The organism is Bradyrhizobium sp. A5 (genome assembly GCF_042076515.1).
Classification (GTDB): Bacteria; Pseudomonadota; Alphaproteobacteria; order Rhizobiales; family Xanthobacteraceae; genus Bradyrhizobium; species Bradyrhizobium cosmicum.
Genome location: NZ_CP148990.1, coordinates 4222304 through 4235964 on the forward strand (window position 1 = coordinate 4222304; position 13661 = coordinate 4235964).

A 13661-nucleotide genomic window follows, 5' to 3' on the forward strand; every position below is an offset into this window, starting at 1 on the left:
TCACAAGCATACGCAGCGCAACGACGCGGCGGACTGGAGGAGACGATGCAGGGATTGATGATGGACATGCCGCTTCTGATCAGCGGCCTGATCCAGTATGCCGCCGACTATCACGGCGAAGCGGAGATCGTCGCGCGCGAGATCGAAGGCGACATCCATCGCACCACCTACGCCGACGCCCACCCGCGCATCAAGCGCATGGCGCTGGCGCTCAAGCGGCTCGGCATGAAGCAAGGCGATCGCGTCGGCACGCTGGCCTGGAATACCCATCGTCATTTCGAGATGTTCTATGCCGCGCCGGGCATGGGCTATGTGCTGCACACCGTCAATCCTCGGCTGTTTCCCGAGCAGCTCGTCTACATCATCAATCACGCCGAGGACCGGCTGCTGTTCGTCGACCGCGCCACGCTGCCGCTGGTCGAAGCGATCGCGCCGCAGCTCAAGACGGTCGAGGCCTACGTGATCATGTCATCGCGCGAGCGGATGCCGGAGACGAATCTTGCGAACGTGCATTGCTACGAGGAGCTGCTGGAAAAGGAGAACGACGCCGGCTTCGCCTGGCCGGAGTTCGACGAAAAGTCGGCCTCCACCATCTGCTACACTTCGGGCACGACGGGCAATCCGAAGGGCGTGATCTACTCGCACCGCGCGGCGATCCTGCAGACGATGACCTGCAGCAGTTTCGATTTCCTGCCCGGACACGTCGAAGGCGTGCGCGAGGTGATGATGCCGATGGCGCCGCTGTTCCACGGCAACGGCTGGAACATGCCGTTCACCGCGCCCTATACCGGCTCCAAGCTGGTGCTGCCCGGCCGCAACTACGAACCCGACAAGCTCTACGAACTGCTCGAAGGCGAGAAGGTGACGCTGTCGGCGGGCGTGCCGAGCTTCTGGCTGATCCTGCTCGACTGGCTGGGCCGCACCGGCAACAAATTCTCCACCCTGCGCGCGACGCTCTCGTCGGGCTCCGCGCCACCGCGCGCGATGGTCGAGAAGCTCAAGCGCGACTATGGCATCGACTATATCCAGGCCTGGGGCATGACCGAGGCGCTGGGCTGCTCGATGCCGGGCTTGAGGCCCGGCTCGGAGCATCTCAGCGACATCGAGAAATTCGACCGGCGCCAGGTGTCGGGCCGCGCCTGTTTCGGCACTGCGCTACGCATCGTCGACGACGGCGGCGTTGAGCTGCCGCGCGACGGCAAGACCGTCGGACATCTGCGCGCGCGTGGCCCGTGGGTCGCCTCCGGCTACATGAAGCTCGAGGAAGGCCTCGACCCCGACGGCTGGCTGATCACCGGCGACATGGCCGTGATCGACAGCCAAGGCCACGTGACGCTGACCGACCGTTCCAAGGACGTCATCAAGTCCGGCGGCGAATGGATCTCCTCGATCCAGCTTGAGGACGTCGCCCTGTCTCATCCCGACGTGCTGCAGGCCGCGGTGGTCGCGATCAACCACGAGAAATGGCAGGAACGTCCCCTGCTTCTCGTCGTCCGCAAGAAGGGCGCGACGGTCGACGGCAAGACGCTGCTCGACCACATGCGCCCGAAGATCGCGAGCTGGTGGATGCCGGATGCTGTCGAGTTTCTGGATGAATTCCCGATGACCGGCACCGGCAAGGTACTCAAATCCGCGCTGCGCGAGAAATTCAGGGAGTATCGCGTGGGTTGACGACGCGCGGTCGTGCAAAGGCCCCTCCTTACGCGATCATCTTCATCTTTTGGTCAATTCGGGGACGATATACCGGAACGTCGCCAACTTCATGTTGAGGATACCATGGCGTTTTCCGGACTGGGCCTGCATCTCGGCAATCTGTCGCGCCTGTCGAACGCGCAGACGCGCTCGATCAGCCCCGAGAACTTCACCGGCGAGAAGGGCAAGGGCGGCATGGCGATCGACGGTGCCGCCGCACGGCAGGCCCGCGACCTCGGCCGGGGCTGGAAGGTCTCGCCCTATGTCGTGATCGAGCCGGGAACGACCTTCACGCTCGCCGACATCGAAGGCCAGGGTGCGATCCAGCAGATCTGGATGACGCTGGCGCGCGGGCGGCTGCGCCATTCGATCCTGCGCGTCTACTGGGACGACCAGACGCTGCCGAGCGTCGAATGCCCGGCCGGCGATTTCTTCGCCTGCGGCTGGGAGGAGTTCGCGCAAGTGTCCTCGCTCGCGGTCTGCGTCAATCCCGGCCGCGCCTTCAACTGTTATTGGGAGATGCCGTTCCGCAAGCGCGCGCGCTTCACGCTGGAGAACCGCAGCGAGGAGGCCCTCACCGTCTACTACCAGATCAACTATGCGCTGACCGACGTGCCCGACGATTGCGGCTATTTCCATGCGCAGTTCCGGCGCACCAATCCGCTGCCTTACAAGGAGGTCTACACCATCCTCGACGGCGTCCAGGGCGCGGGTCATTATGTCGGCACCTACATGGCCTGGGGCGTCAACAACAATGGCTGGTGGGGCGAAGGCGAGATCAAGTTCTTCCTCGACGGCGACGGCGAATTCCCGACCATCTGCGGCACCGGCACCGAGGACTATTTTTGCGGCGCCTATAATTTCGATCCCCATGTCGCGCATGGCGGTCAAGGGCAATCGCGCTACCAGGAATTCACCACGCCCTATGCCGGCCTGCCGCAGGTGATCCGCCCAGACGGCGTCTACAAGTCGCAGCAGCGTTTCGGTATGTACCGCTGGCACATCCCCGACCCCATACGCTTCCGCTCTGATCTACGCGTGACGATCCAGGCACTGGGCTGGCTGCCCGGCGTCAAAGAGGCAAGGTATCTTCCGCTGCAGGACGACATCGCCTCGGTCGCGTTCTGGTATCAGACGCTGCCGACAGCGCCGTTTCCGCAGCTGCCCGGCCCGGACTATCTCGAAATCGTCTAGGCCGCCCTTCCCTTCGCTCTCGATATCTGCGCCACCCGGACGTCAAGTCGATCGTCCGGGTGGCGCCTTCGCATTCAGGACCAGCTACCAGGAATACTGGAGGCCGACCCGTCCAAGTGCCCTGATGTCACTCCACGACTGTGCCGGGATCGCCACGCCGAACTCCGTCGCGGTCCGGTTGGAGTTGGACGTCAGGCTGCCGCGATCGAGACCGAACGCGATGCCCATGGTCAGGGACAGGTTGCCCTGGATTCTGATCATGCCGACGGCTCCGGCGGCGTGCTGCCCGTCGAACACGGCCCAATGGGTCGAGATCGCGTAGTTGGTCCCGTCAGGCAGGAACGGATTGACGAGCGAAGCGGCCATGGCCGTTCCTGTTGCTGCACGGGTGACCTGGCGTGCGATGTCGAACTGGCTCTGCACGGTCTGCGCCGCGTTCACGCAGGTGTCGGTGCCCGGGATGTAGAAAAAGCCGGCGCCGTAGAGCGAACAGACCTTTTCGTATTCGACCGCGGCATGGCCCGGCGTCGGGATCACCAGAGCCAGGGCAGCGGCCGCTAGCATCACGCGCAAGCTTCGTCCGAGGACGCCTCGTGCCGCGTTGATTTGCTTCCACATGGTTGTCTCCAATCAATGATGGGAACGCGGCTCAGTAACGAGCAACGATGGCATCGCCGTTGAAGCGGTAGTTCACGCCGAGCTTCACGAGGTGCAGCTCATGGTCGACGTTCTGGGTGCTGATCCGTGTCGTCAGCGCGATCGCAGCCGGGCCGAAGTACAGATAGTCGTACTCGAGGCGCGCCGAGAGATTTTTCGTCAGCGCGTATTCAAGACCGACGCCGCCGGTCAAGCCGGTTCGCTGATGGTTTATGTCGGTTGGAACGGGCGTGCCGACGAAGGCCTGGTAGGCAATGTTGGCCCATGCCACGCCGCCCTTGGCGTAGACCAGCGCGTTGTCAAACGCGTAGCCGATGCGACCGGTGCCCGTCGCCAGTGCCTGGTACGACACTGAAAGGCCGGACAAGAGGGGGTTCGCCGGGTCGACCGGCCGATTGCCCTTGATCGACGCCCAGGAGAGATCGAGTTCGGCACCGACCACGATGTTGTCGAACTGCCAATTGCCGCCGACCTGCGCACCGGCGATCGCACCCTTCGTATCCATCGTGAAGCGGTCCTGAGCAAAGGCGAAGCTCGGGTCGACCAGACGGCTGCTGCCGACGCCGTAGCCGCCGTGAGCGCCGATGTAGAAGCCGTTCCAGAGCGGCACCGGGGCGACGACCGGAGCCTTCACGGTCATATCGGCCGCATTCGCGGACGTGGCGGTGAGCGACATGGCGGCGAGAAGCGGCGCAACGGCAGCAGCACAGGCGAGGAAGCGGCGCGCCGATCGGAGGACGGAGATTGTCATGAGATGATCTTTCAAAATGCCGGAATGAATTATCGGATAAGGTTTCGCGCGCTTCACCAGGCGTACATGAAGCCCGCGCGGCCGAGGCCGCGGACGTCGCTCCACGATTGCGCCGGGATCGCCGTGCCGTATTCCGTCTGCGTCCGGTTGGTGAGGGAGGTGAGGCTTCCCTTGTCGAGGCCAAGCGAGAAACCGCCCGAGAACACGAAGTTGCCGGAGACCCGCACCAGGCCCGAGAAGCCCGCGGCGTGCTGGCCGTCATAGGTCGCCCAGTGGGTCGAGACCGCGTAGTTGGTGCCGGTCGGAAGCCACGGAGCGACGAGCGACGCGGCCATCGCGGTACCGGTCGAGGCGCGGGTCTGCGCACGCGCGATGTCGAACTGGTTCGTCGCGATCTGGTTGGCGTTGGTGCAGGTGTCGGTGCCCGGAATGTAGAAGAAGCCGGCGCCGTACAACGAGCAGACCTTGACGTACTCGACCGGTGCCGCGCGGCTCGGCGCCGCGATCACGGCGGTGAGGCCGATGGTGACGGCGGCAGCGACCATTTGGGCGGCGCGGCGGTTCCTGGAGCGGTGGTTCTTGGAAATGATGGACATGATGTTCTCCAAATTTCTGCTGAATGCTGTTTCGATTGAGCTCGGGGCGTTAGCGCAGCGGTCCATCGTCGCCGTTGAAGCGGACGTTGATGCCGGCCTTCACCACTTGGACGAAGTGCTTGATCTCGGACGTCGTGTCCGGGCTCACCCAGTGGAGCGTCTCGGTCGGGAGAAAGATCGCGTTGTATTCGACCTTGGCGGAAACGTTGCGCAGGAAGGCCACTTCCAGGCCGACGCCGCCCACGGCACCGAACAGGTTTCGGTCGTAGTTGGTGACCTCGGGCGTGAACCTCGACGAAAGCTCCATGCGGGCATAGGCCGCGCCGCCCTTCGCGTAGGCGAGCCATTGGCCGGATGCGTAACCGACACGTCCCGTTGCGGTCGCCAGGGCGGTGTAGCCGACCCCGTTGTTGGTGCCCGACGTGACGATGGGCGAGGTGCTGGTGTTGCCCTTCACAAAGGACCAGGAGCCGTCGATCTCGGCGCCGATGACGTAGTTGCCTTGCTGCCAGTTGTAGCCGAGCTGCCCGCCGGCGAGCGGCCCGTTGTAGTAGGCAAAGGACGGATTGTTGGCGGGATTGTTGAGCGGATCGCGAAACTCGCTCTTCCCCCACCCCCAACCACCGTGAACGCCGGCATAGGCGCCAGTCCAGGAGACGACGGGTGCGGGCAGCGGACCGCCGGCGAAAACGGGTGAAGCGATGATCGCGCTCGCCGTCGCAACGGCGGCTGCAAATCCGCGGCGGCGAGTTACGGAGCGTCCTGAATGTGTGTGCATGTCGAGGTCCATTTCCTTCTCTGGATTTAAAGGTGCATATGATGATGACGCTATCGTAGATTGCATTCTAGGTTGCGACATTTGGGTCAAGCCCCTGCTGGTTTTTGAACGAACGAAGCCGGCGACCACGCACCAGCGGATCGACGGGAAGACCTATTGAGAGTTGGAAGAGCCAGGACGCGGTCTAGGAAAATGCGCTCCGCGGCTAGTCGATGGGCGAACTAAAGACGAGCGATCCCCATGGATGCGCGTCCAAAGTCCCCTTCTCTTGTCATGATTGCAGCCCCCTGCTTCTAATTGAGGCTGATCTTAGGCACCGCGCGTTGAATTGCCAGTACCGCGAAGGCGACAATTGCAGTTTGTTGCTTCTGGCTGTCTTGCCCGCCTCCCAACCGCGGTACGACACAAGACAGCCCGTGAATGACCGTTAACATGGCAACGTGCCGGGTCTGCCTTGACGCAAGTTGCGGCCGACCAATTGATGAAAAATGGGGCTGCATGCCGGGCAACCTTCGGCACGATTCGATGCCAACCTGCCCCAAAACCAGACCCTGATCGACCTGCAGGAGACCCAGATGCTCTACCCGATGTCGCCCAAAGTCGTCGAGCTCAAGCGCAAGCTCGAGGGTTTCATGGACCGGCACATCTATCCGAACGAGGAGCGCTTCTATCGCGAGGCGGAGGAGCTCGGACCGTGGAAAGTCTATCCCGTCGTCGAGGAGCTGAAGCCGCTGGCACGTGCGGAGGGCCTCTGGAATCTGTTCCTGCCGGAGTCGAGCCACGGCGCAGGCCTCACCAATCTCGAATATGCCCCGCTCTGCGAAGTGATGGGCCGCTCGCATCTGGCGCCCGAAGTCTTCAACTGCTCGGCGCCCGACACCGGCAACATGGAAGTGCTGGAGCGTTACGGCACCGAGAAGGACAAGGAGCGCTGGCTGAAGCCGCTGCTCGCGGGCGAAATCCGCTCCTGCTTCGCCATGACCGAGCCGGCGGTCGCGTCATCCGACGCGACCAACATCGAAAGCTCGATCGTGCGCGACGGCGACCATTACGTCATCAACGGGCGCAAATGGTACACGACGAATGCAACCGACCCTCGCTGCAAGATCTGCATCTTCATGGGCAAGACCGATCCCGACAATCCAGACCGCCACAAACAGCAATCCATGATCCTGGTCCCGATGGGGACACCAGGCGTCGAGGTGAAGCGTCCCCTGCCGGTGTTCGGCTTCTACGGCGTGCCCGACCGTGCATCGGAAGTCGTCTTCACCAACGTGCGCGTGCCGAAAGAAAACATGCTGCTCGGCGAAGGCCGTGGTTTCGAGATCGCACAGGGCCGCCTCGGCCCGGGCCGCATCCACCACTGCATGCGGCTGATTGGACTAGCCGAACGCACGCTGGAGAAAATGTGCCGCCGCGTGCGCAGCCGCGTCGCCTTCGGCAAGCCGGTGTCGGAGCAGACGGTGACGCAGGAGCGCATCGCGGAATCCCGCATCATGATCGAGCAGGCCCGTCTGCTGACGCTCAATGCCGCCTACGCGATGGACACGGTCGGCAACAAGGTGGCGAAGGCCGAGATCGCGATGATCAAGGTCGCCGTGCCGAACATGGCCTGCCAGATCATCGACTGGGCCATCCAGGCCCATGGCGGCGGCGGCACGTCGAACGATTTCGGGCTGACGCAGGCCTATGCGACCGCGCGTTTGCTGCGTCTTGCCGACGGGCCGGACGAGGTGCATAGGAACCAGATCGCGCGGTTCGAGCTGAAGAAATATTCGAACGCATGAGGAGACAGGCGTTCTGTTCTTGAGGCGCGCTCTTCCCTTCTCCTCTTGTGGGAGAAGGTGGCGCGCAGCGTAAGGCGCTCGACTAATCCAGCACCTCCACCGTTGCCGAGCGCCCGGCGACCAGTGCCGTGCCATCAGGCACCGGATCCAGCGCGATGCGCACGGGCACGCGCTGGGCGAGGCGCACCCAGCTGAAGGTCGGGTTGACGTTGGCGAGCAGGCTGGCGCCGTCGGCGCGGTCGCGATCCTCGATACCGGCGGCGATGCTCTCGACATGGCCTGACAGCGTCACCTTCTCGCCCATCAGGCGGATCCGCACCTTGTCGCCCACACGAATGCGCGCGAGTTTGGTCTCCTCGAAATAGCCTTCCACATGCAGCGTGTCGGTATCGACCAGCGCCATCACGCCCTTCCCGGCCGTGACATAGGCGCCCGGACGCAGATCCATGTTGGTGATCACGCCGTTCACGGAGGCGTGGACCTCGCTGCGGTCGAGATTGAGCTGGGCCACCGCACGGTCGGCCACGGCCTGATCGACGGCCGCCTTGGCCTGAAGCTGGGTCGCCAGCACCTGCTCCTGCTTCTGCTGCGACACCGCGTCGGTCGTCAGCGCGCTGTAGCGCTTCAGATCGGCATTGGCCTGATCGAGCGTGGCCTGATGACCGGCCACCGCGGCATCGGCCTGCCGCAGCGCCAGCGCGAAACGTTCGCGGTCGATCCGGAACAGTACGTCGCCGCGATGGACCTTCTGATTGTCCTTGACCAGCACTTGCGTCACGAAACCGGACACGTCGGGCGCGACCTGCACCACGTCGGCGCGGACGCGGCCGTCGCGGGTCCACGGCGATTCCATGTAATACACCCAGAGCTCGCGGCCGACGACGAGCGCCGCGACGACGGCAAGCACTGTCAGTGCGAGGCGACCGAGCCAGGGAAAATTCCCTTTCATGAGAGATACTCCGAGAGATAGACGACGCCGCCGAGAAGGCAGACGAAGATCGCGAAATCGAACAGCGCGCGGTGCCAGACCAGCCGGTAGAGATCGAAGCGATGCATGAGCCGGCGAAGAATCGCGCTCAGGACATAGGCGACGATGATCCACAGCAGCAGCGCCGGCACGAGCACGCCATAGATGTCGATCACATATCTCATGCCGCAACACTCTCGCCTGCGCGCGGCCGGTAGGCCGGTGCGTCGGGGAACAGGCCGCGGCGGATGCCGACAAGGCCGATCAGGGCGTCTTCCCGCGCCTTTTCGTTGGGATCCTTCACCGCCCGGGCCAGCGCCCGATCGATGCTTGCCAGCAGTTCGACCGGCATCCCATCGCTTGCAAATTTGCGGCAAGCGATGGCGAGCTGGTCGAGCATGTGGTCGATCACGGAAATGGTCGATGCCGCGAGCCCATAGCGGGCGCGGCGAAGGTCGATGATGTTGAGGCCGATGCGGAGCTGGACGAGGCTGTCGGTATCGCGGCGATCGCTCTCGGACAGAAAGGCGATCCGCTGCACCAGGAGCCCGAGCCGGTGCAGCATGAGGCCGGCGAATTCCGCGCGATCACGCTTGCCGCGGCGTTCGGCGGCAACCGCAAGCGTCGTCCAGTTGGACAGCACAAGGCGATTGGCGACCCACTCGGCGCCGACGCCGCGCGCGATCCGCGTCACGAGCTCGGCGATGGCGACGCCGACGAAAAAGGCGACCGCGGAGTTCGCATAGGACGCAAAGTCCGCGCTGTAGGTCGATTGCAGCGCCAGCAGCGTCGCCGTGTTGGCCGCGAGAGCCATGCCGGTGCCGGCCGTCGCCGGTCGCGCGATCAGAAAGCCGTAGAGCAAAAAGGCCGGGGCCAGCGCCACGACCAGGACCTCGAGATGGGAGATCGCCGGCACTAGCGCGAACAGATAGATCGCGACCACCACGATCGCGACCAGCGACCACAGGCCGAAACTGCGGATGAAGCGCGCGGGTTCGTCCTGGGCTGCGAAGAACGAGCACGCCACCGCTGCCATCATCGGCGCCGACGCGCCGTCGGGCCAGCCGGTGCCGATCCAGAACGCGCAGCAGATCAGGATGGCGCCGGCCGCGCCGGCCGCGGACCACAGCGCAAGGCCGCGGTCCCGGTGGCGCACGGGCGCGGCGCCGGTCTCGGGATGAAAAGCAAGATCGAGCGTCGAGACGTCCTGGCCCTCGGCAATCGCCTCGGTCAGCGCGCGGCAGTCGCGCGAGAGGGCGACCAGCTCGCGTAGCCGCGACAACAGGCTGGTGGTGATGATCCGCTCCCAGGAGGCGTCGTCATCGAGCACCGCTTGCCGCTCCGCAATCATGGAGCGGATCCGCTCGGCCGGCTGCCGCGCACCGACGTCGCTCACGATCCATTGCGCAAGATCCTCCAGCAGCCGATTCAGCTCCGGCTGCCGGCGCAGAGCCTCCTCCCCCAGCGCAGTCAGACGGTCCTCTAGCGAGGCGACGACCGGCAGCAGCATCAGCATGCGCAGACGGATTTCGCCGAGGCTGCTCACGGCATTGCGATCCGCCAGCCGGTCATAGGCAAGATGGGTCGAGAGCGTATCGATCTCGACGATGTCGGTTGCGAGCTTGAGGCGCCTGGCGCGGTGCGCTTCGCTCGTACCGTCGCGCAGCAGCACGGCTCGGCTGAGATTGCGCGCATCGGACAACCAGCTGTCGACGCGGTGCGCGACGGCGGGCGCGACGCTGCGGGGAAACACGATGGTGGAAACGAGGCTGGCGCAGATGATGCCGAGCGAGATCTCCTCCAGCCTCGCCACCGCCGTGTCGAAGATGGCGGCTGGCTCAGACACGGACGGAAAGCCGATCAGCGCCACGGTGTATCCGGCCAGCATGAAGACGTAGCTGCGTGGTGTGCCGTCGAGCAGCGACAGATAGAGGCAGAGCCCGACCCAGAGCGCGATCGCGAGGCAGAGCAGCTCGGGCGCATCGATCAGGTTCGGCACCAGCGCCACCGTCATGATCGCGCCGACCAGCGTGCCCATGACGCGAAAGAACGCCTTCGAGCTCGTTGCGCCCGCAAGCGGCTGAGACGTGATGTAGACCGTCGCCATCGCCCAATAGGGCCGCGGCAAGTCCATGGCCAATGCGATGACGAGCGCGAGAATCGACGCGGCAAACGTCTTCAACGCGAAAATGAGGTCCGCGTGGCGGACCAGAAAAGGCTCGTCTGCGCGCATGGCTACTTCGCCTCTGGACCGGTCTTGCCGTCCTGCAGGCGACCGGCCCGCCGTTCGATGCGCTGAAGCGTCTCGAAGGTTATCGCAAGTTCGTCCGCGCCGATATCCTTCAACAGGCTCGCCCGCACCCGGCGCAGCACCCGGTTGGTCTCCTCGACCTTGGCCTCGCCCGCCTTGGTCAAATGGAGCGTCTTGGCGCGGCGGTCGGTCGGGTCTTCCCTGCGCTCAACCAGCCCCTCGGCCTGGAGCAGGTCTATCAGGCGCACGAGCGACGGCCCCTCGATGCCGAGCTCGTCGGCAAGTACCCCCTGACGGACGTTTTCACCGTGCCTCGACAGCACCAGAAGCGGAATCGCGGTCGCATAGGACAGGCCGTGATCGGACAAGGCCTGGTCGGACTCGCGGCGCCAGACGCGGGCCAGGCGCGCGATGAGCCGGCCGAGTTCGGCATGGATGTGAGCCTGCGAGGGAGCCATGCAAATTAGATAGGATACGAACTATTAGTCTGCAACTATATACACCCGCAGAGTCCAGCCGATCACGCAAAAGCGAACGAGGACAACGCAGATGGGACCGGGTTCCACGATAGAGGCACGGGCGGCGATGGCGAGCGCAGGCACGCTGGCGCTGATGCCGACCTTCGTCGTCGTGGCCGTGGATGCCACCGGCATGGGAATCATCCTCCCGCTGCTGCCGTTCTATTCACAGAGACTGGGCGCCACGCCGGTTCTGCTGGGCGCCCTGATCTCCGTCTATGCCGTCTGCCAGCTCATTGCCGGCCCCGTGGTCGGCATGCTCTCGGACCGCTATGGCCGACGAAAGGTGCTGGTGGTCAGCCAGGTCGGGACCCTGATCGGATTTGTCCTGCTCGCCCTCGCGGCCAATCTGACGCTGGTGTTTCTGGCGCGCGTCATCGACGGCCTGACATCCGGCAACATCTCGGTCGCGCACGCTTACGCCGCCGAGCACAGTGCGCCTGCGACGCGCAAGCAGGCGCTCGGAATGACCAGCGGCGCAATTGGAACCGGGCTGCTGCTCGGCCCCGCGCTCTCGAGCTTCCTCGTGCATTATGGCCAGACCGCGCCGGTGTGGGCCGCGGCCGCGCTCTCCCTGGTGAGCATCATCGCGACAGTCGCCCTGCTCCCGCCGGATCACCCGGCGTCCGGGTCGCTTTACCAGCATCGCCTGTCCGAGGCGACGTTCACCCGCAGCCTGTTCGGGATGCGCTACGCCTTGCGCCTGCTCGGCCTGCTCATCGTGTTCTTCTTCGTCAACTCGATGTTCCTGTCCCAGATCGGCCTGTTCTTGTCGGAACGGTTCTCCTCGGACGGCCATCCCTTCGGCGCGCGCGAGCTCGGCTGGATGTTCGCCTATGCCGGCTTCATCAACATTGTGGTCCAGGGCCTCTTGATCACACGCGCCAACCTGATCGCTTCCGATCGCAACATCGTCATGGCCGCGTTCGCGTGCATGGGACTCGGATTCGCGGGGCTTGCGGCCGGCAGCAATGTCGGCCTGCTCGCGATTGAGCTGACGCTCATCATCGCCGGCACCATGTTCGCCCGCAGCACGCTGACCGCGGAGCTGTCGCGCTCGACCGCGATCAACCGTCAGGGCATGATCATGGGGCTCAACCAGTCGCTGATGTCCGGTGCGAACATCAGCGCCCCGCTGGTGAGCGGCGCGCTGATCGGCCATCGTCTGTTCGTCCCGTGGGCGCTTGTCATGGCCGCCATCGCCGTGATCGGCGCAGCACTGGCGGGCCAATTGCTGGATCTGCCGCGGACGCGCTAGCGCCCTCGCCTCAATTCACCGCGTAGACGTCAGGATCGGCGCTCGAGCTCGGCTTTTTGAAGGCGTTGCGCAGGGCCGGCGACATCGGGACGTTGTAGTTGAGACCGTTCGGCGGGGTCGGGGATTCCAGCCACTTCCGGTAGAGGACCTCGATCTCCGGGCTTGCGTAGAGTTCCGCCGTGGCGCGATCGGCCAGCGCCTTGAACGGCGCATCCTCCCGCCGCAGCATGATTCCGAACGGCTCCGGCTTCGAGAACGCCTCGTCGCTGATCATGAAAAGCTGCGGCTCCTTCGCGCGCGCGATCGCAACGGCAAGCTGAACGTCGTCCAGCGCGTAGGCCTGGGCCCGGTCGGTCTCCAGCAGCAGGAAGGCCTCGGCCTGGTCCTTGGCCGGCATGATGTTGATACCGAGGTTGCGCTCGGTGTTGACCCTGGCGAGCTGGGTCAGGTTGACCGATCCTGCCACCGCCGTGACGGCCTTGCCCTTGAGATCGTCGATGCTGTTGATCTTCGCGGCCTTCTTGGCTGCAAATCGCGTTGCACTGAGGAAATGCGTGTTGGTGAACGCGACCTGCTTCTGGCGGTCGGCATTGTTGGTGGTCGCCGAGCAGTGCAGATCGAGCGTGCCGTTGACCATCAGCGGTATGCGGTTCGACGAGGTCACCGCGAGATACTCGACGCCGATGTCGGACATGCCGAGCTGCTTCTTCACGGCATCCACGATCCTCAGGCAGATGTCCATGGCAAAGCCGACCGGCTTCTGGTTGCCGTCCAGATAGCTGAAAGGCACGGACGCTTCCTGATAGCCGAGCCTAATCTTCTTCGTTTCCTTGATCTTCTGGAGCGTGCCCGACAGGTCTTCGGCGGAAGCTGCGCCCGCAAGACACGTCAGGGCCAGGATAACGGTGGGAAGACGCATCGAAAGCTCCTCAAAAGATCATGGGCTGCGCCAGCGCACGGCCGCGCATGTGATAGCCCAGAGCCGGCGCAATCACCAGACGAGGCTCCGTCTATCGGCCATCCCCGTTTTACATGTACCGATGCGGGAGGAGATATCGCCCGGCACCGTCAGGGTTGAGCGCTCTGCCGCGCAAGTGCCTCCGGTCTGACAACCAGTCAGCACAAGTTTTCATCGTGCGCGCGCAATACCTTGCATCCCGCGAGGCCGCCGCTCTCCTGCGATTTGATTCCGCATCGATAGCGGCGCGTTGC

General features: G+C 64.4%; 13 protein-coding genes. 4 read left to right on the forward strand and 9 right to left on the reverse strand.

Annotated features, from left to right (window positions below):
• Positions 1-45 precede the first annotated feature (45 nt).
• Positions 46-1671 (forward strand): long-chain fatty acid--CoA ligase, encoded by a 1626-nt coding sequence (locus WHZ77_RS20365; RefSeq protein WP_375309571.1) that lies wholly within the window; start codon positions 46-48, stop codon positions 1669-1671.
• A 105-nt stretch (positions 1672-1776) separates the two neighbouring features.
• Positions 1777-2886 (forward strand): glycoside hydrolase family 172 protein, encoded by a 1110-nt coding sequence (locus WHZ77_RS20370; RefSeq protein WP_375309572.1) that lies wholly within the window; start codon positions 1777-1779, stop codon positions 2884-2886.
• Positions 2887-2970: 84 nt separating this feature from the next.
• Here the strand turns inward: WHZ77_RS20370 and WHZ77_RS20375 are convergent, their stop codons facing one another.
• The 4 genes from WHZ77_RS20375 to WHZ77_RS20390 are packed head-to-tail and all read right to left on the reverse strand — an operon-like array spanning position 2971 to position 5668.
• Positions 2971-3504: a porin gene (locus tag WHZ77_RS20375; RefSeq protein WP_375309573.1), complete on the reverse strand. Its 534-nt coding sequence runs from the start codon at positions 3502-3504 to the stop codon at positions 2971-2973.
• Between the two features lie 31 nt (positions 3505-3535).
• The gene (locus WHZ77_RS20380) at positions 3536-4294 is read right to left on the reverse strand and encodes an outer membrane protein (protein WP_375309574.1); all 759 of its coding nucleotides are present in this window, start codon (positions 4292-4294) and stop codon (positions 3536-3538) included.
• Positions 4295-4347: 53 nt separating this feature from the next.
• Positions 4348-4890 carry a porin gene (locus WHZ77_RS20385; protein ID WP_375309575.1) on the reverse strand — a complete coding sequence of 181 codons (543 nt, stop codon included), beginning with the start codon at positions 4888-4890 and terminating at the stop codon, positions 4348-4350.
• 49 nt (positions 4891-4939) lie between these two features.
• Positions 4940-5668, reverse strand: a complete 729-nt coding sequence (locus WHZ77_RS20390) for an outer membrane protein (protein WP_375309576.1) — start codon at positions 5666-5668, stop codon at positions 4940-4942.
• Between the two features lie 575 nt (positions 5669-6243).
• On the opposite strand from WHZ77_RS20390, the gene WHZ77_RS20395 reads away from it, so the two are divergent.
• Positions 6244-7455 (forward strand): acyl-CoA dehydrogenase family protein, encoded by a 1212-nt coding sequence (locus WHZ77_RS20395; protein ID WP_375314772.1) that lies wholly within the window; start codon positions 6244-6246, stop codon positions 7453-7455.
• 82 nt (positions 7456-7537) lie between these two features.
• Here the strand turns inward: WHZ77_RS20395 and WHZ77_RS20400 are convergent, their stop codons facing one another.
• Genes WHZ77_RS20400 through WHZ77_RS20415 form a run of 4 tightly spaced genes read right to left on the reverse strand, consistent with a single transcriptional unit; the run spans position 7538 to position 11131 of the window.
• A complete protein-coding gene (locus WHZ77_RS20400) occupies positions 7538-8404 on the reverse strand; it encodes an efflux RND transporter periplasmic adaptor subunit (protein WP_375309577.1) in 867 nt (288 codons plus the stop codon).
• Positions 8401-8607: a DUF1656 domain-containing protein gene (locus WHZ77_RS20405; protein ID WP_375309578.1), complete on the reverse strand. Its 207-nt coding sequence runs from the start codon at positions 8605-8607 to the stop codon at positions 8401-8403. Before WHZ77_RS20405 ends, WHZ77_RS20400 begins: the two co-directional genes overlap by 4 nt.
• Positions 8604-10655 (reverse strand): FUSC family protein, encoded by a 2052-nt coding sequence (locus tag WHZ77_RS20410; protein WP_375309579.1) that lies wholly within the window; start codon positions 10653-10655, stop codon positions 8604-8606. The genes WHZ77_RS20405 and WHZ77_RS20410 overlap by 4 nt, the downstream gene beginning before the upstream one ends.
• Positions 10656-10657: 2 nt before the next feature.
• On the reverse strand, positions 10658-11131 hold the full coding sequence (locus tag WHZ77_RS20415) for a MarR family winged helix-turn-helix transcriptional regulator (RefSeq protein WP_375309580.1): 474 nt from the start codon (positions 11129-11131) through the stop codon (positions 10658-10660).
• Between the two features lie 91 nt (positions 11132-11222).
• On the opposite strand from WHZ77_RS20415, the gene WHZ77_RS20420 reads away from it, so the two are divergent.
• Complete coding sequence (locus WHZ77_RS20420) at positions 11223-12449, forward strand: MFS transporter (RefSeq protein WP_375309581.1); 1227 nt, start codon at positions 11223-11225, stop codon at positions 12447-12449.
• Between the two features lie 10 nt (positions 12450-12459).
• Here WHZ77_RS20420 and WHZ77_RS20425 read toward each other — a convergent pair whose 3' ends face one another.
• Positions 12460-13368, reverse strand: coding sequence for an amino acid ABC transporter substrate-binding protein (locus tag WHZ77_RS20425; RefSeq protein WP_375309582.1), 909 nt, complete (start codon positions 13366-13368; stop codon positions 12460-12462).
• Positions 13369-13661: the final 293 nt, after the last annotated feature.